Annotated in this window: 11 protein-coding genes; 1 reads left to right on the forward strand and 10 read right to left on the reverse strand. The window is 71.0% G+C overall.

All coding sequences use genetic code 11. The features are described from left to right. Nucleotides 1-90: 90 nt before the first annotated feature. The 9 genes from D7X12_RS16945 to D7X12_RS16985 form a co-directional block, all read right to left on the reverse strand. Entirely contained in the window at nucleotides 91-654 is a 564-nt protein-coding gene (locus D7X12_RS16945) for an anthranilate synthase component II (RefSeq protein ID WP_120626305.1), read from the reverse strand. Then, nucleotides 651-2,105 (reverse strand): anthranilate synthase component I family protein, encoded by a 1,455-nt coding sequence (locus D7X12_RS16950; protein WP_120626306.1) that lies wholly within the window; start codon nucleotides 2,103-2,105, stop codon nucleotides 651-653. The genes D7X12_RS16945 and D7X12_RS16950 overlap by 4 nt, the downstream gene beginning before the upstream one ends. 44 nt (nucleotides 2,106-2,149) lie before the next feature. After that, nucleotides 2,150-3,739 (reverse strand): methyl-accepting chemotaxis protein, encoded by a 1,590-nt coding sequence (locus D7X12_RS16955; protein WP_120626307.1) that lies wholly within the window; start codon nucleotides 3,737-3,739, stop codon nucleotides 2,150-2,152. Nucleotides 3,740-3,757: 18 nt separating this feature from the next. Then, complete coding sequence (locus D7X12_RS16960; protein WP_120626308.1) at nucleotides 3,758-4,195, reverse strand: type 2 periplasmic-binding domain-containing protein; 438 nt, start codon at nucleotides 4,193-4,195, stop codon at nucleotides 3,758-3,760. 23 nt (nucleotides 4,196-4,218) lie between these two features. Then, nucleotides 4,219-5,328 carry a porin family protein gene (locus tag D7X12_RS16965; RefSeq protein ID WP_120626309.1) on the reverse strand — a complete coding sequence of 370 codons (1,110 nt, stop codon included), beginning with the start codon at nucleotides 5,326-5,328 and terminating at the stop codon, nucleotides 4,219-4,221. A gap of 289 nt (nucleotides 5,329-5,617) precedes the next feature. Next, nucleotides 5,618-7,993 (reverse strand): glycoside hydrolase family 140 protein, encoded by a 2,376-nt coding sequence (locus tag D7X12_RS16970; RefSeq protein WP_120626310.1) that lies wholly within the window; start codon nucleotides 7,991-7,993, stop codon nucleotides 5,618-5,620. An 82-nt stretch (nucleotides 7,994-8,075) separates the two neighbouring features. Beyond that, nucleotides 8,076-8,849 carry a hypothetical protein gene (locus D7X12_RS16975; protein ID WP_120626311.1) on the reverse strand — a complete coding sequence of 258 codons (774 nt, stop codon included), beginning with the start codon at nucleotides 8,847-8,849 and terminating at the stop codon, nucleotides 8,076-8,078. Between the two features lie 71 nt (nucleotides 8,850-8,920). Further along, nucleotides 8,921-11,779: a vanadium-dependent haloperoxidase gene (locus tag D7X12_RS16980; protein ID WP_147443701.1), complete on the reverse strand. Its 2,859-nt coding sequence runs from the start codon at nucleotides 11,777-11,779 to the stop codon at nucleotides 8,921-8,923. Nucleotides 11,780-11,833: 54 nt separating this feature from the next. Continuing rightward, nucleotides 11,834-12,361: a hypothetical protein gene (locus tag D7X12_RS16985; RefSeq protein ID WP_120626313.1), complete on the reverse strand. Its 528-nt coding sequence runs from the start codon at nucleotides 12,359-12,361 to the stop codon at nucleotides 11,834-11,836. A gap of 126 nt (nucleotides 12,362-12,487) precedes the next feature. Here D7X12_RS16985 and D7X12_RS16990 point away from each other — a divergent pair, with 126 nt between their 5' ends. Then, nucleotides 12,488-13,573 carry a metallophosphoesterase gene (locus D7X12_RS16990; RefSeq protein WP_120626314.1) on the forward strand — a complete coding sequence of 362 codons (1,086 nt, stop codon included), beginning with the start codon at nucleotides 12,488-12,490 and terminating at the stop codon, nucleotides 13,571-13,573. A gap of 17 nt (nucleotides 13,574-13,590) precedes the next feature. On the opposite strand, the gene D7X12_RS16995 is transcribed toward D7X12_RS16990, so the two are convergent. Then, the gene (locus D7X12_RS16995; protein ID WP_158620062.1) at nucleotides 13,591-15,984 is read right to left on the reverse strand and encodes a PAS domain-containing sensor histidine kinase; all 2,394 of its coding nucleotides are present in this window, start codon (nucleotides 15,982-15,984) and stop codon (nucleotides 13,591-13,593) included. Nucleotides 15,985-16,399: the final 415 nt, after the last annotated feature.

Below are 16,399 nucleotides of genomic sequence, written 5' to 3' on the forward strand. Positions count from 1 at the left end.
TCGGGTAGGTGGGCCCGTCCTCCTGTGGGTATAGGTCAGGTCTGAAGCAGGAACAAAATGTTGGAGCCCTGGAGTGTCCTGCCCACGCTCTCAGCACTCCAGGAAGTTCGCGAGCAGGCGGGGGCCTTCACGCGTGAGGAAGGATTCAGGGTGGAACTGCACGCCCTCCAGGTTCGCCAGCTCCCGGTGGCGCAGGCCCATCACCAGGTCCCCGGACCACGCAGTGACTTCCAGGCACGCAGGCAGGCTGTCGCGGTCCACCACCAGCGAGTGGTAGCGCGCGGCGGTGAAGGGCTGGGGCAGTCCCCGGAACACCCCCTGGCCCCGGTGTTCGACCTCGGCCGTCTTGCCGTGCACGGGCACGGGCGCCCGCACCACCTTCGCGCCGAACACCTGCCCGATGCCCTGGTGGCCCAGGCACACGCCCAGGAGCGGCACGCGCCCCGCGAAGGCGCGGATGACGTCCAGCGACACGCCGGCCGCATCGGGTGTCTTCGGTCCGGGAGAGATGACCACGTGGCTGGGCTGGAGCGCTTGGGCCTCGGCGACGGTGAGCGCGTCGTTGCGCACGACCTTGAGCGTGGCCCCCAGCGCGCCCAGGGCCTGGACGAGGTTGAAGGTGAACGAGTCGAAGTTGTCGATGAGGAGGATCATCGGGGGCTCATGCTCGCGGCCAGGGCGAGGAGCTGGGAGCGGGCCTTGTTGAGCGTCTCCTTGTATTCGCGACGCGGCTCCGAATCATGGACGATGCCGCCCCCCACCTGCACATAGGCCCGGCCGTCCTTCACCACCACGGTGCGGATGACGATGTTCAGGTCCATCCCGCCCGCGAAGCTGAAGTAGCCGAGCGAGCCCGTGTAGAGGCCGCGCGGGTGGGGCTCCAGCTCGGTGATGAGCTCCATGGTGCGGATCTTCGGCACGCCGGTGATGGTGCCACCGGGGAACAGGGCGCCTACGACATCGAGCGGCTCCACGCCCGGGGCCAGCTGGCCGGAGACCTCGGACTCGATGTGGAGGACGTGGGCGTACTCGATGATCTCCATCAGCCGCGTCACTTCCACCGTGCCGTAGGCGCAGACGCGGCCCAGGTCGTTGCGCCCCAGGTCCACGAGCATGGCGTGCTCGGCCTGCTCCTTCTCGCTGGTGCGCAGCTCATGCACGAAGCGCGCGTCCTCCTCGGGCGTACCCCGGCGGCGCGTGCCGGCGATGGGGCGCGTGGTGGCGCGGCCGTCCTCCACGCGCACCAGGCGCTCGGGCGAGGCGCTGACGACCTGGAAGCCATCGGCCTCGAAGTAGCTGGCGAAGTGGACGGGGCTCGTGGCGGACAGCGTCTCGTAGAGGGCGAGCGCGTCGCCGGGGAAGTCCACCTCCAGGCGCTGGGAGAGGTTGACCTGGTACGTGTCCCCCGCGCGGATGTACTCGCGCACGCGCTCCACCGCGAGCAGGTACGCGTCCTGGGTGAAGTTGGAGCGCCAGGGCGCCAGCGCCAGGTCCGGAGGCGGCGGGGCAGGGCGCGGCGTGGGCACGGCGGCGCGCACCTGGGAGGCCAGCAGGTCCAGGCGGAGTGAGCAGTCCTCCCAGTCCGAGCCCGTGGCCACCGCGGACACGGTGTGCTCCAGGTGGTCCACGACGAGGAACGTGTCCACGAAGTGCAGCGCGATGTCCGGCACGCCCAGGTCGTCGTGGGGGTGGCGGGGCAGGGCCTCGAAGTAGTGGCTGGCTTCGTAGGAGAAGAAGCCCACCGCGCCGCCGCGGAACAGCGGCAGGCCGGGGAGGTCCGGGCCCTTCCACCGGCGCAGCAGCCCGCGCAGGACGGCGAGCGGCGCGTCGTGCTGGAGGACGCCATCCAGCCAGCACTGCCCACCTCGCGCGGTGTAGCGAAGGAAGGGACGGGCGCCGAGCAGCGAGTAGCGGCCCTCGCTGCTCGTGCGGGTGCTCTCCAGGAGGAAGCGGTCCCCGGAGGGCAGGGCCCGCAGCAGGTCCACGGGCCTCGCGGCGCCGACGTCCAGGGGCCGCACGAGGGGCACCTGGGTATGGCCCTGCGCCACGAGCGCGTCGAAGCGCTCGCGGTCCAGCGGGGGCACGGGGGAGGCAGGGGCGGCCATGCGGAAGCGGTTCCTAGCAGGAACCGCGGGCCGGGTCGCAGGGCCTAGACGCGGAAGCCGGACACGACGCCCTGGATGCCCTGGAAGGCGACCTCCAGCCGCTGGATGGCGGACTCCACGTCCTCGTTCGCCTGCACGCTGTCCTTCATCATCCGGGAGAAGTCCGTCACCACCGCCGTCATCTGCACGATGCCGGCGTTCTGCTGGGTGAAGGAGCGCACGATGTCCTGGGCCGCGCTGCTGCTGTCCCGCACGGCCTCCGTCAGCGACTGGAGGCTCTGCCCGGAGGCGAGCGCCTCGCTGATGCCCTCCGCCATCTTGTGATGGCTGCTCTCCACGGACTCGGTGACGGCGCCCACCGACGTGCTCATCTCCGACAGCAGGCCGCTGATGCTCTGCGCGCCGCGCTGGGACTGCTGGGACAGCGAACGCATCTCCCGGGCCACCACCGCGAAGCTGCGCCCATGCTCGCCCGAGCGCGCCGCTTCGATGGCCGCGTTGATGGCCAGCACGTTGGACTGGTCCGACAGGTCCTTCACCGTCTCCAGGATGGCGGACGCCTTGCGCGAGCCCTCCGTGAGCCGCCCGATGGCCGGCATCAATTCGCCCACCTGCGCGCGCAGCTGCTCCAGCGCCTCGCCGCTCTGCTTGAGGCGCGCCTGTCCCGTCAGGCTGGTCTGCTCCGCGCGCCTGGCCACCTCCAGCACCGTGTTGGCCTGCCGCGAGGCCTCCAGCGACCGGTCCTGGATGTCCCGCATGGCCACGCTCGCCTCCTCGATGCTCGAGGACTGGCGCGCCAGCTGCTGGGACTGCTCGCGGCTGATGTGCGTCAGCCCCTCGACGCTGCCCGCCAGCTCCTTCAGGGTCTCCTGGAGGGTGACGGGGATCGTGCGCAGCCGCTGCACCAGCTGGTTGATGCTCTGGGCCAGCAGGCCAATCTCATCCTCGGACTGGACGGTGATGACCTGCGTGAGGTCTCCCTGGGTGGCGATGCGCGAGGCCACCTCCGTGAGGCGCAAGAGGGGCTGGGCCACCTGCGCCACCAGCCACACCGACAGCGACGCGAGCACGCCCAGCAGCACCAGCCCCAGGATGACCAGACGCCGCTGGGAGCCGTTGTGCTCCTCCAGCGTGAGGGCGAAGGAGGCCCCCATCTTCTGCTGATCCTCCTCGGTGGCGCGCGTCAGCGCGTCCCGCACCCGGTTGTAGCGCGCGGCCAGCTCCGGGAGCCGGGCGGCGGCCTGGGCGTCCTTGTGGATCATCCGCTCGCTCGTCTCGCGGGCGAGGACCACGTAGTCGCGCAGCTGCGTCTCCAGCGTGTCCAGGCGCGCCGGGTCGATGGCGGTGTTGCCGCGCCCCTCGGCGAGGCGCTGGAGGAAGCGCTTCGCGATGGCGTCCGCCTCCTCCAACTGCTCCAGGTCCTCCGCCGCCACCGCGTCCTGCAGACCCCGCTGCAGCTGTTGCAGCAGCACGTCCAGGTCCCGGCTGAGGAGCACCGCGGGGACATAGCCCTTCTCGATGCGCTGCAGGTGCTGCCGGGTGCTGCGCCCGAGCAGCTCGGAGAGGCCGATGATGGCCACCAGGAAGAGGGCGGCCAGGACGGGGAGCAGCAGGACCTTGTGCTTGAATCGCATGGCGCCGGGGTCGCTCTTTCAGTCCAGGATGGTGACGACCTTCAGCCCGGGGGTGGGGGTGCCGACGGCCACATAGCCCACGGCGCCCGGGTTTGCGCGAACGAAGGCGAGCACGTCCGTCTCCGAGGCCAGCTCGGGGGGCGGCACGTCGCGGCCGGAGAAGATGCGCTGCTGCCAGAAGGCCCGGACGGCGGGCAGCGAGCGCTTGAGCACCTCGTCGCAGAATGCGGCGCGCACCGGCGAGCTGTCGTTCAGGTCCACCGGCAGCGCGGTGGCGCCCGACTCCCACTGCGTGCTCTTCTTGAAGAAGAGCTGGGAGAGCTGCGCGCGGCTCACCTCCGTCATCGGGTTGGATTCATGGACCACGACCTTGTAGGTCCTCGAGGGTGCGCCCTGCGCCGGCCGGGCGAAGAGCACGAGGAACCCACACAGCAGGAACAGCGGAAGCGTTCTCATGGCGTCTCCAGAGGGGCCGGGGCCTAGAAGCTGAACTGCGTGCCCAGGGAGAGGAGCTTCGTGTGGGTTTCCGGGCGAAGGAACGCCGTCGGATCATCGCTGGGCTCGGGCTGGGCGAAGCGGTTGCCGTTGACGTTGTGGAACGACACCTTGAAGACCAGGTGGGGGTTGAACCAGTAGTTGAGCCCCACGGCGACCTCGCGGTGGCGCAGGTACGTGAGCAGCGCCGCGGGAATGGGGGTGGGCGACCAGGAGCGCGACCCCTCCAGGCGGCCGGACACCTGCCAGTGCGGGGTGAGGAAGTACGCCGCCTCCAGGTAGGCGGTGCGCGTCTTGGCCGCGTCGGAGAAGAGGTTGAAGAACTCGGCCCGCAGCCACAGTGATTCGCCCAGGTACTCGGCGCCCACGCCCAGCACCCCCAGCACGTCGTGCTCGCCTTCCTCCGACTTCTCGGGGATCCGGGACACGAACCCGGACGTGGTGAAGCGCAGCCCTTCCAGCGGCGCCCACAGCGCCAGCCGTCCGCCGGCCATCTGCGACTCGACGACGCACACGCCGCCCACGGAGTCCTCACAGTCCATGGCGAGGGCATCCTTCTGGTCGAGGAAGCCGCCGTAGGCGTCGTACTCCAGCATCCACTCCGCCGGCAGGTTGAAGCGGCCGGTGAGCCCCAGCCCGTCGTAGTTCTCCGCGCCAATCGACGTGGGCCCGTACGTCCCCTGCGGCAGGGCGGTGAAGGGCCGCAGCGTGCCCACGTCGTAGATCTCCGAGTAGAGCGCCAGCGGGAGCTGGTTGCGGCCCACGCGCAGGCGGAGCTTGTCGGAGAAGGCGTACTCCGCGAAGGCGTAGTCCACCTCCAGCTCCAGCGACTCGCCGGGCTCCTTCTCGAAGGAGAACTGCGTGTTGACGACGAGGCGCTGCACGGGGAGCGCCCGGAACATCAGCGTGCTGCCCACGTCGTGCTGGCCCAACTCGTCGTTGCTGCCCAGGTAGACGTTCTCCCACGTCCTGCCGGTGCTCAGGTGTCCGTACCCGTGGATGAAGAACTTCCCATCCGCCAGGGGCATGCCGGACGCGGGGCCGGACAGCAGGAGGACTCCCAGACAGAGGGAAAGCCATCGCAGGTGAAACATGGAAGTGCCTTTCAACGGCGCCCGTGGGGAACGCCGCCGCCGACTCGAGCGGGGTGCCTGTCTGAGTGGATTGTTGCTGTATAAGAAAATCGAACCGTCGTGTCCAGGGCGAGCATGTTTCATTCGCGCTCGCGCGCGTCAGGACGGGAATCGCGGCTTGTCTGGGCAATGACGGGGGAATGTCTGTCTATTCCGGTTATCAACCCGGGCTTGGAGCGCGGGTGACTCCACCGGCCCGCCAGGAGCAGGTGCTCGACTGGCGGGCCCCCCTTTGCGCGTCCGGGACGGTCTACCGGAACAAGGCCATACCCATCAGGTGGGTGTCACCGGCGGTGGGCACGAGGTCGAGGTTGAGGAACCCGTCGCCCACCGTCGTCGTGTACGGCCCGTACTTCCTCCACGCGCCCAGGGAGAGGTTGCCCACGTTGCTCGCGACCTCCACGCCCTCCAGCCGCACCTGGAAGCTGCGTGCGTTGGACTGATAGTTCTCCATCACCCAGAGGTACACCTGGTAGTTGCCGTTGGAGACCGGCTGCCCTACCTGGAGGGTCGTCTGTTTCCAGATGGCGGAGTTGAGCATCGCGCTCGTGCTCGCGTCCGTCGCCGGCACGGGCGTCACGCTGGTCGTCGTCAGGTTGGGCGCGTTCACGGACAGGCCGTCCGAAAGTGCCGCGGCGTAGGACTGCCACGGGTTGCCTTCGAGGGTGACGGCGCCGCCGTTGAAGTTGATGCCGCGCACGAAGCCGCTCGGCTGGCTGCCCGCGCGGTGGACCTCGATGCCGGACAGGTTGGCCGCGCCGCCGGACGTCGTCAGGTCCAGCGTCCCGTCGGTGACGTTCACCGTCCACGGGCCCAGCCGCCGCCACGTCCCCGCGGCGCCGCTGTTGTAGTTCGCCTGCACCAGCGAGCCCTCCAGGGAGATGCTGAAGGTCTCCGCCGCGTTGTCCTCCCAGGTGTAGAGGTACACGGTGTACGCGCCCGACGGCACCGACTGCAGGCGCACCGCCGCGGCGTCGCTGTAGATGGAGGAGCGGATCATCGCCGCGCGGTTCGCGTCCGTGGCCGGGTTGAGCGTCACGGCCTGGTTGGCGAACGCCGTCCCCGTGTACGTGTAGCCGGGCGCGTTGCTTCCCTCCCAGCTCTGGCCGTCAATCACCGTGGCGGCGCCGTTGAGGTTGATGGCGCGGTACAGCGTGCCCGGCTGGAGCACGTCCCCAGGCAGCGGGAAGTTGCGCGTGGTGTCGTCCAGCACCAGCACCCAGTCATTGCCCGCGCCGCTGCCCGGCGGCGTGAACTGCCGGGTGCCCGTGTTCGGGTACGTGCCAATCACCTGGGACGTGCCCACGCGCGGGTCGTACCAGGACGCGCGCACGGTGCCTCCGGTGACGCGGTCCATGTTCACCGTGAAGGCCTGTCCGGACGCGCTGTAGACGAACGCGTAGCCGCCGTCCGAGCCGCGCGTGGCCTGGATGCGGCTGGTGCCGGAGCCGGCCGCTGACGCGAGCACGCCCTGGTCGGGGATGCGCACCAGGAAGGGCCGCGACTCGATGAGCCGGCGCAGGTGCTTCATCTGCGCGGCGCCCGGCTGGTGGATGGCCTCGTACCAATAGTTCTGCGGCCCGTTCACCGGCGAGCGGCCCGGCGCGTACATCTGCCATACGGAGTGGTGCCCGTACGTGTGGCCCAAGGCCCCGGCGAACACGTTCCAGTACGCGAACTTCCGCACTTCGTAGTCGTTGGAGTAGCCGTAGGTGCCCGCGTTGAAGCAGATGGGGTGCTGCTCGTAGAGCGGCTCTCCATCCAGCGTGGGCTTCGTCGGCGTGAGTGCGTAGTCCGCGGCGATGCGGTTCCACACGTCCGTGTTCGCGCAGTGCCCGTTCTGCTGCATGTTGAAGTCCAGCCACGCGTCGTTGTGAAACCACGTGGAGGACTTCGCGCTGCCCGGCGGGTGGTACGTCATCAGCACCCGGCTGTAGTCCTCCGTGCCGGACACGCCGATGGCGATGCCCTTCGCCATGGCACGCCACACGGCCTCGTAGCCCACCGGAGAGCGGTCGCCGCCGAGCACCCAGATGATGGAGCGGTTCGCGTAGCGGCTGCCGAGGAACTGGCCGTAGGCCTGCGCGTTGGACGCGTTGATGACGCCGCTCAGCACGTGGCTGCCCCAGGTGGGCAGCATCGCGGTGTAGATGCCGCGCGCCTCGGCCTCGCCGACGACGTAGTCGACGTGGTCCCAGTAGTCGTACTGGGTGGCGTCCGCGGGGTCCGCGCCCGGCGTGGTGGCGGGCGTCGCCGGGTTGCCATTCACGAACGGGCGGTCGCCCTGCGCGTTGGGCGTGTTCACCCCGTCCAGCTCCGCCACGGCCACCGCCTGCACCGCGGTGTAGCCCCGGTCCGCGCGGTTCTGCAGGTACGTCACCACGTCCGCGCGGTTGAGCCGGTGGAACAGCTCCCACGCGGTGTCCGCGAGATAGAAGAACCCCGTGCCGTCCGCCCTCACGAGGAAGCGCGAGTTGCTGCTCACGCGCAGCGGGGGCAGGGGCGCCAGCGGCGCCGTCACGGCACCGGTGGCGGAGGCCTGCGCAGGAGCCTCTTGCGGCGCGGGCTCCGGCGCGCAGGCCGTGAGGAGGAAGAAACCCAGGGGGAACAGCAGGCGATTTTTCATGGAGGGGGGCTCTCTCTGTATTCCAGGTAATGCAAGGAATACTGTTCCCAGGAGGAGCCGCCCCCGTCAAGGTCGCCGGTGGCTAGGGGACCGGATAGACACAGACCGCGAGCGCGCCGCAGCCGAACTCGACCGCGAGCTTGTTGCAGCCCGGCTTGAAGTCCGACCGATACATGGATTGGGTCTGGGTGCGGCTGTAGGGCCCATTGACGCCCACGCCGCTGTAGCTGATGGACACGGTGAGGTCGCCGTTGCTCCCGGTGCCGGCGGGGATGAGCGTCGTGACGCTGCACGCGGTCTCCGCGCTGGCCTTCACCGGGATTCCCTCGCCGCCAATCTTCACGCTGTTGATCTTCATGTCGCCGCTGTTGTCGAAGACCACGTAGGCGGTGGACGAGTTGTCGATGAGTTCGCCATCCTTCAGCGTGAAGTCGCAGGCCCCGGGCGTCCAGGTGCCCTTCTGGTACTGGCCCAGGAAGGTGTTGGTGCCGTTCTGGGGACGGAACCGCATGGTGGTGTCCTCGAACACGACCTCGTAGTCGGGCAGGCCGTGGTTCGCGTCCCAGCGGATCATCCGCGGGCTGATGAGCCGGCCCTTGTAGAGGCCCGCGGAGGGGGAGCCGGGCAGCTCGCACATGTACACGCGGTCGGACGACTGGCCCGCGATGCCGCCGTACGCGATGTCGGTCTTGTAGCCGTACTCGCTGCCGACGCGGTTCCAGATGCCCGTCACGACCATGTTGTCGCCGCCGGTGTCCAGGTCGTCATCGTCATCGCCGGCGACGCTGGTGTCACAGGCGAGCAGGGAGGTGGACAGGACGCAGCAGAGGGTGAGACGCGCGAGGGAGAGATTCACCGGAGTTCCTTCCGTGGGATGTGAGGGTTTACAGCACGCCCCCTACCGCTCGGGGCGACAAGGTCGCTGCTTCAGGGGACCTGGGTACCGTCGTAGAAGCGCCGCGCCCGGACGACGGCGGACAGGCCCACCGTGCTGCCCAGCCGCCGGCCGATGAGGTCATCCGGCGTCACGTGGATGCCGCCCCACAGCCGGGACTGACCGGCCTGATCCGCGGCGTCGTAGTATGTGGCCCACTGCAAGCGCACGTCGGTGGACGGGCCGCGCTCGAAGGTGAGGTAGCTGTCGCGGGGCGCGACGAACTCGCCCAGGCCGCCGGGGAAGTACGCGCTGCCGGTGAGGGCGGCGAGCACCTCGGCGGAGGCGCGGCTGAAGGTGCTGTGCCCGGAGATGAAGCCCGGAAAGGCAGGCGTCACGAAGGTGCGCAGCTGGTAGGGCATCCACTCGATGGCGCGAATCCAGCCGGTGCCGCCCACCTCGTTGCGCCGGTCCCCGGGCTCGCCCCGCCACGCGTGCACCACCACCTGCCCCTGGAATCGGGCCAGGTGCGCGTGCCGCTGTCCCGGCGCGGAGCTCTCCGCGGTGACGACCTCGATGAGCCCCGGCACCAGCGGCAGGCCGTCCGGGTGGTACGCCGGCCCCGAGGGATTCGTGGACTGGCCCAGCCGGCCCATGTGGCGGATGAGCGAGAGCGGGCGCGCGGCGATGAAGGCGCGCTTCACCTCCCAGGCGACGATGGCCGCGTCGTGTGCGGCCCCGTTGAGCGCCAGGTACACCTTCACGTCCCACTCCAGCGGATCCACCTCCGTCCCTTCGCCGAACAGGCGCCGCGAGAAGCCCGGCGAGTCCGCCACGGTGTTTGCGAGCACGTTCCAATGTCCCGGCGGCGTCTCCGACTTCGGGCCGTCCGCCCAGAACTCCGCCAGCACGCGCCCGAAGTCACCGCGTCGCACGACGTGCGGCGCGTAGGGCAGGCCGGTGATGGGATTGAGCGGGTGGCCGGTGCCGTCGTTCGTGCCCAGGCTGTTGTTGCCCAGGGCCCCGGGGGACAGGTCCACCCACTCGTCGCTGCCCAGCCCGCTCTCCTTGCGCAGCACGTCCACCACGTGCGCGCGCAGCTCCGCGCCGAACACCGGCGGCGCACCCGGGTCCAGGTACAGCCCGCCACCGTCCGGCCGCGCCAGGGCGAACGGCGTCACCTTGCCCCAGTGCGCGCCGATGTAGCCCTGCACGCCCGACGTGGTGATGATGCCGTTCTGCGTGACGGCCACCGCGAGGTTGAGCGGCTGCCAGACGGAAGGATCCACCAGCGTCGCGCCAGGCGTGTCCACCACCATCGCGGCGTTGACGAACTGGAAGCCCGTGGTGTCCTTGTAGTCGTTCTGCTCGTTGGCCCCATCCGCCGTGCCCGCGCTGATGAGCGCCTGGCCAATGCGGTTGCCCAGCGCGCGCGGGCTGTCGCCCGTCGTCACGGCGTCGTCGGGCGCGTAGCCCAGCCGCTCCATGAACGCGCGGAAGCACGCGGCGGAGGTGGGCCCGCCAATGGCCTTCGTGTAGCGGTGCGCGAGCACGCGGTAGGCGGCGTAGCTGACGGCCTCCGAGCGCGCCGCCGCCACGTCCGGGGCGGTGTGCTTCTCCCGCAGGAAGACGCCGTCCGCCGTCGCGTCATACGCGGCCCACGCGTCCCACATGGCCGCGGACAGGTGGTACAGGTTGCGCGCGTGCACCGTGGGGCGGGGGAGGTCCCGGCGGATGGCGCCCAGCAGCTGCTCGTTCCAGCGGCGGGCGATGGTGCCCGACGGACGCGGATCCACCGCGGCGGCGGGGCAGCTCGGCGCGGGCGCGGGCCCCGGGTCCGGGACGGGCGGCACCGCGGCCACCTGTGCGCCCCGGTGCAGGAGCGCGCCGGAGTCCAGCGAGCCCGACAGCACGTTGCCGCCGACGGCCCACACCCCGCCCTCCGGATCCGTCCACGTCGCGTGCAGCGACTCCACCGTCGCCGGAGGCTCGGCGTCCACCCGGCGCCAGGAGCCGGCCTGGCGCTGGTACAGCTCGCCCCGGAAGCCCGTGGCCCAGCCGGTGCCATTCGCGGAGAGGGACACGCCCTGCAACAGGGGACAGCCCTGGGGCGCGCGGCTCACGAAGCGGCCGGCCGCCTCATCCAGCTCCAAAATCTCTCCCGAGCCCTCACCGCCCACGACCACCACCACGCCCCCGCCGCCATGGACGGTGAAGAGCCGGCGGGTGGTGCCGGTGGGCATCACCTCGAAGGCGCGGCCTTCGCGCGAGCGCAGCACCACGCCCCGCGCGCCCACCACGTACACGTCAGCGCCGGTGCCCCACACCTTGAAGAAGCCGGGGATGTCCCCGTCCTCCGTGCGCGGCAGGTCCGCGAGCGGCAGCGCCACTTCGCTCCACCGCGTGCCGTCCGAGTGCCAGATGAAGCCGGCGCGGTCGGCCACGCTGCCCACGGCGTACACGTCATCGGGGCGCGAACCCCACACGCCATACACCGTGTGCCGCGCCAGGCCCGGGGTGGGCATGCGGGTGAAGGCGCCATTCTCGTGGCGCAGGATGGTGGCGCTGCCTCCGGACATCAGCACGGGGCCGTCCTGGAAGGCGTGTACCCACCACAGGTCCGTGCGCACGCCGGTGGGCACCTCGCTCCACGCCGTCCCGTCGAAGTGCAGCACCGCGGGCCCGCGGCCCCGGTCCGCGCCCACCGCCCACACGTCCGACGCCGAGCGGCCCGAGATGGAGAGCAGCGCCTCCGGCCGCGTCTTCGCCAGCGCGGCCCAGGGGACGGGCTCCGGCGTGGGCTCGGGCTCGTCCGGGCAGCCGGTGAGCAGCGCGCCCATGAGCAGCGACAGGAGCCAGCCACCGCGCGCAGGTGTCCGTGACAGGGAAGGGGATGCAGGGGGCTGCGGCATGAAGCGGCTCCGGCGGGGCGTGGACTTCGGTGCGAGGCAGGGCGCTACCAGCAGCTACGGCTCCAGGTCGGAGGCCCACTGGAGCTTGACGGTGCGCGAGTCGGCGCCGTGCTCGCCGGCGTCGGACTCGAAGGACGCGTTCAGGCGCACCTCCTGGCCCACGGCCTGCCTCGCATCGGGGATGACGAGCAGCAGCCCTTCGAGCTGGGCCGGCTCACCCGGCTGGAGGCCCGGGGAGAAGCGCAGGTCGACCTCGTAGGGGGAGGAGACCCGGTCCCCATCCGACGTGCGCTCCAGGGACAGCTCCACGCGGGACTTCAGGGTGGTGAGTTCCCAGGCCCGCAGGGACACGAAGACGTGCTGGCCGCCCTGGAACCCCGAGTGCAGCTCCACCGTGTCGCCCTCCTGGAGCGCGGTGAACATGGAGCCCGTGCCCACCTCGAACGGACGCAGCGGCCCTTCCGGGGCGTCGGGGCAGCCGGTGAGGCCCAGGCCCAGCAGGAGCCACGTCCCGAGGACACCGGCGCGTGCGCGGAAGCGGCGCGTGGAGAAGGCAGGAAGGGGAGGGGAAGGGGCGCGCAAGGAGGACTCCCGGGCCGTGGCGGCAGCGGTGGCCGAGCATACAGGCGTGGAGGGGGGCCGTGGGAGCGTGGGGCCGTTCCATGCCCCAGGCATCCGGACCGTGAACCGGTTAGACACCTGGCCCCGATGCCCTTCCCGCATTTCCAGGGCCGCTTCCGCCTCATGGCGACCCTGCTCGTCACGGTCGTCCAGCTCCCACCGGTGCTCTGGCTCTGCGTCCGCACCCGGACGCCCCTGCCGGCGCTCGTGGCGCTGTGCTTCTCCTGGCCCTACCTGCGGCAGCTGGAGAGCCCGTGGCAGACCACTCCGCGCTCGGGGTCCACCACCCTGGCGCTGGGCTGGTGGTGCGCCTGCCTTGTGTTTGATCTGCTCATGCTCCCCGCCGTGCTGGCCATCCGCGCAGGAGCGCCCGAGTGGGCAACCTGGGGGCTCGCGGGGGCGGTCGCGCTGGTGCTGGGAGGTGACGCGGTCCTCGGCTGGCCGCGCCTGCGCAGGAGGACCGTGTGCATCGAAGGGCTTGAGCCCGGGCTGGAGGGCTACCGCATCGGTCAGCTCTCCGACGTGCACTGCGGCCCCCAGGTGCCCGAGGCGCGCGTGGCCGCGTGGGTGAAGCGCCTCAACGGGTTGGACCTGGACCTGGTGACGGTGACGGGCGACCTCATCACCCACGGCCCCTCCCATGTCGAGGCCGTGGCGCGGGCGCTCGGAGGCCTGCGCGCGAAGGACGGCGCCTTCGTCTGCATGGGCAACCACGACTACTTCACCGACGGTGAGCACCTGGTCCGCGAGCTGGAGCGCCACGGCCTGGACGTGCTGCGCAACCGGGGCGTGGTGGTGGAGCGGGGCACGGCTCGCCTCTTCGTCGCGGGCGTGGACGACACCTGGACGTCGCGCCATGACCTGGGGCGGGCGCTGGCGTCGCGGCCGGAGGGAGCCCCCACGGTGCTGCTCGCCCATGATCCGGACCTGTTTCCCCAGGCGCAGGCACAAGGCGTGGAGCTGACGCTCTCCGGCCACACCCATGGAGGGCAGCTGGGCGTCCCGGGCGTCCGCCGCTGGTCGCTGGCGCGGTTCATCACGCGGTGGACCGCGGGGCTGTACCGGGAGGGCCGCTCCTGGCTGTACGTGAACCGGGGCGCCGGCACCACCGGGCCGCCCGTGCGGCTGGGTGCCCCGGCGGAGCTGGCGGTCATCACGCTGCGCCGGGCGTGAGCTTCGGGGGGCCGGGCTCAGTCGCTGGACGTGTCCGGGAGGCCCGGCAGCGTGAAGTAGAACGAGGCGCCGTGGCCCGGCGGGCTCTCCACCCAGATCTGGCCGCCGTGCGCCTCGACCACGCCCTTGGCGATGGCGAGCCCCAGCCCGGCGCCTGCCTTGCGCACGTGCAGCGCCTGCCAGAAGCGATCAAACACGTGGGGCAATGACTGCTCATCAATGCCGGGCCCGGTGTCCACCACGCAGAAGCACACGAGGCCCTTGCGGCGCTCCGCCCTCAAGAGGATGCGGCCCCCGGGCGGCGTGAACTTGATGGCATTGCCCACCAGGTTCTGGAAGACGCGCAGCACCCGCGACCGGTCCGCGCGCACCCGTGGCACGTCCGGCGCGAGCGACACCTCCAGGCGCAGCCCCTTGTCCGTCGCCCACAGCTCGGTCATTCCCTGCACCTGCGTCAGCAGCCCGGGCACGTCCAGCGGCTCCAGGTCCAGCTCCGAGCGCCCCGACTCCACCCGCGCCACCTCCAGCAGGTCGTCGATGAGGCGGTCCATGTCGCCCACCACGCGGCGGATCTTCCGCAGCGACTCCTCGACGCTGTGACCTCCGTCGTCCGCCCTGGCCAGGTGCCGCTCCGCGCCACTGCACAGCAGGGAGATGGTGTTCAGGGGCGCGCGCAGGTCGTGCGAGACGATGCCCAGCGTCTCGTCACGCGCGGTGACGGCCAGCCGCGCGGTGCGATAGAGCCTCGCATTCTCCAGCGCCAGCGCCGCCCGCCGCGCCAGCTCGCGCACCAGCGACACGCTCTCTGTCCCATAGCGCGGGCCGGCGTGCCCGGACACCAGCAGCAGCACGCCCATGGGACGCGCCTGGATGATCAGCGGCACGGCCACCGCCGAGCCCATGGCGCAGCCCTCCTCGGACGGTCCTGGCAGGAGCACCACCGACTTGCTGTGCAGGGCCTGCTCCACGGCCCGGCCGAGCGCGTCCTTGGGGCCCGGGGTGCGCACCTTTCGCAGCGTGTCCTCCAACTCGGGCGTCACCGCGGCGACCTCGGTGATGGCCTCCTCTCCGCAGGCGCCGCCCAGCGTGACGAGCGCGCAGCCGTCCGCGAGCGTGGGCACGGTGAGCTTCACCACGGCGTGGGACACGTCCCCCCAATCCAGGGAGTGCGTGCTGGCGGCGCCCATCTCGGAGAGGAAGCGGCTCCACACCTCCGCCCTGCGCTGCACGGTGACGTCGCGGAAGTAGACGGAGAAGCCCTCGTCTGACGGGTACGCGACGACGCGCAGCCACCGGTCCTCCATCGCCGAGGGCTGGTCCTCCTCCACCGACACATGCGCCTGCGTCGCCCGGAGCAGCAGGGCCTCCATGGCGAGCGCCTGGGGCCCGGAGAAGACCTCCGTCAGCCGCCGGCCCAGGAGGTCCTCGCGCAGGCGGCCGAAGTGGGCCTCCGCGTGCCGGTTCACATAGGTGAAGCGCCCCTCCAGGTCGAAGGCGGCGAAGCCGTCGGTGATGCGCTCGAGCACCGCGTTCATCCGCTCGCGCGCGGCCTCCGCCTCCTCGCGCGCGGCCTCCTCGCGCCCCAGGCGCCACAGCGCCTCCTCGGCCTCGCGGCGGCCGGTGATGTCCTCGTGGGCCACCACCACGCGCAGCGGACCGGGCCCGGCGAAGCGCGTGGCCCGCATCAGGAACCAGCGGCGCGCGCCGCCTTCGGGCTCATGGCAGGGGTACTCCAACTGGAACTGCTCGGCGCGGCCGGCGAGGATGTCGCGGATGCCCGCCGCGACGGAGGGGGCCTCGCTGGAGAAGTCACCCCGCGCGGCGTCCGTCACCCCCAGGTAGTCCGCGCCCACGCCGCACGGCCCCGGCTCGTCCGTACAGCCGTTCTCGCGCGCGAAGCGCTTCCACGCGGCGTTGACTTCGAGGATGAGGCCGCGCCCGTCGAGGATGGCGATGTGCGTGGAGAGCGAGTCGAGCGTGGAGCGCAGGAACTGCTCCGACTCATTCAGCGCCTGCTCCGCGTGTTTGCGGGCGCCGATGTCCCGGAAGAACACGGTGAGCCCCTGCGGGCCGGGGTAGGCCCGCACGTCGAACCAGGTCTCGAGCGGAGCGTAGAAGGCCTCGAACGTGACGTTGACCTGGGCCGCGAGCGCCCGTCGGTACTCCCGCTCGAAGAGGGAGCCGAGCGAAGCGGGAAACTCCTTCCAGAGCTCGCGGTCGATGAGGTCCGAGCGCGGTCGTCGCAGCAGGCGCTCGGCGCGCGCGTTGAGGTAGGTGAAGTGCCAGGAGTGGTCGAGCGAGAAGACCGCATCCGAGAGGCGCTCCAGGGTGTCGAGGGCATGGATGGCTTCGCCCTCGGCGACGGCCACCGGCTCCCCGGTGCTCCGCTCCTGGCCCGGTTGCGAGACCATCTTCCACCTCCGTCCATCCACCTGTCGGCCTGACGGCGGGCGCAGTGCCCGCTTCCCCATGAGCACCCTCCGAAGAAAGGACCCTTGGATGAAGTATGCGTCCCGCTTCTCGGCGAAACCCCACGCTTCCGTCCATGACGATTCCCTGCCCGGAGGCCGGACCGGAGCGCGGAGGCCACGGCGCTCCGTTGCCTGCAAGCCCGGGTCAGGCGGCGGTGGCCTGGCGGATGCGGTCGAAGTACGGCACTTCGCGAGCAGGCCAAAGGCAAGCTGCAGGCCCGCCTGGCCCGCTCCGATGATGCCGATACTCCTCAGGGTCCCCCTGGGGGGCTGCGTGGGCGTGACGCCCCCAAGACATACGCAGCGGAGGGGCGGTCCTGGCAACGCGTGGGACTTGGGGGGCTGGCCAACCACC

Origin of the sequence: Corallococcus sicarius, assembly GCF_003611735.1 — a bacterium.
In the GTDB taxonomy this organism is placed as follows: domain Bacteria; phylum Myxococcota; class Myxococcia; order Myxococcales; family Myxococcaceae; genus Corallococcus; species Corallococcus sicarius.

Bases quoted from the DNA above. Each gene is read 5' to 3' on its own strand.
- D7X12_RS16955 (WP_120626307.1), bottom strand. From the start codon at position 3,739: ATGCGATTCAAGCACAAGGTCCTGCTGCTCCCCGTCCTGGCCGCCCTC.
- D7X12_RS16950 (WP_120626306.1), bottom strand. From the start codon at position 2,105: ATGGCCGCCCCTGCCTCCCCCGTGCCCCCGCTGGACCGCGAGCGCTTC.
- D7X12_RS16970 (WP_120626310.1), bottom strand. From the start codon at position 7,993: ATGAAAAATCGCCTGCTGTTCCCCCTGGGTTTCTTCCTCCTCACGGCC.
- D7X12_RS16945 (WP_120626305.1), bottom strand. From the start codon at position 654: ATGATCCTCCTCATCGACAACTTCGACTCGTTCACCTTCAACCTCGTC.
- D7X12_RS16965 (WP_120626309.1), bottom strand. From the start codon at position 5,328: ATGTTTCACCTGCGATGGCTTTCCCTCTGTCTGGGAGTCCTCCTGCTG.
- D7X12_RS16990 (WP_120626314.1), top strand. From the start codon at position 12,488: ATGCCCTTCCCGCATTTCCAGGGCCGCTTCCGCCTCATGGCGACCCTG.
- D7X12_RS16980 (WP_147443701.1), bottom strand. From the start codon at position 11,779: ATGCCGCAGCCCCCTGCATCCCCTTCCCTGTCACGGACACCTGCGCGC.
- D7X12_RS16995 (WP_158620062.1), bottom strand. From the start codon at position 15,984: ATGGTCTCGCAACCGGGCCAGGAGCGGAGCACCGGGGAGCCGGTGGCC.
- D7X12_RS16960 (WP_120626308.1), bottom strand. From the start codon at position 4,195: ATGAGAACGCTTCCGCTGTTCCTGCTGTGTGGGTTCCTCGTGCTCTTC.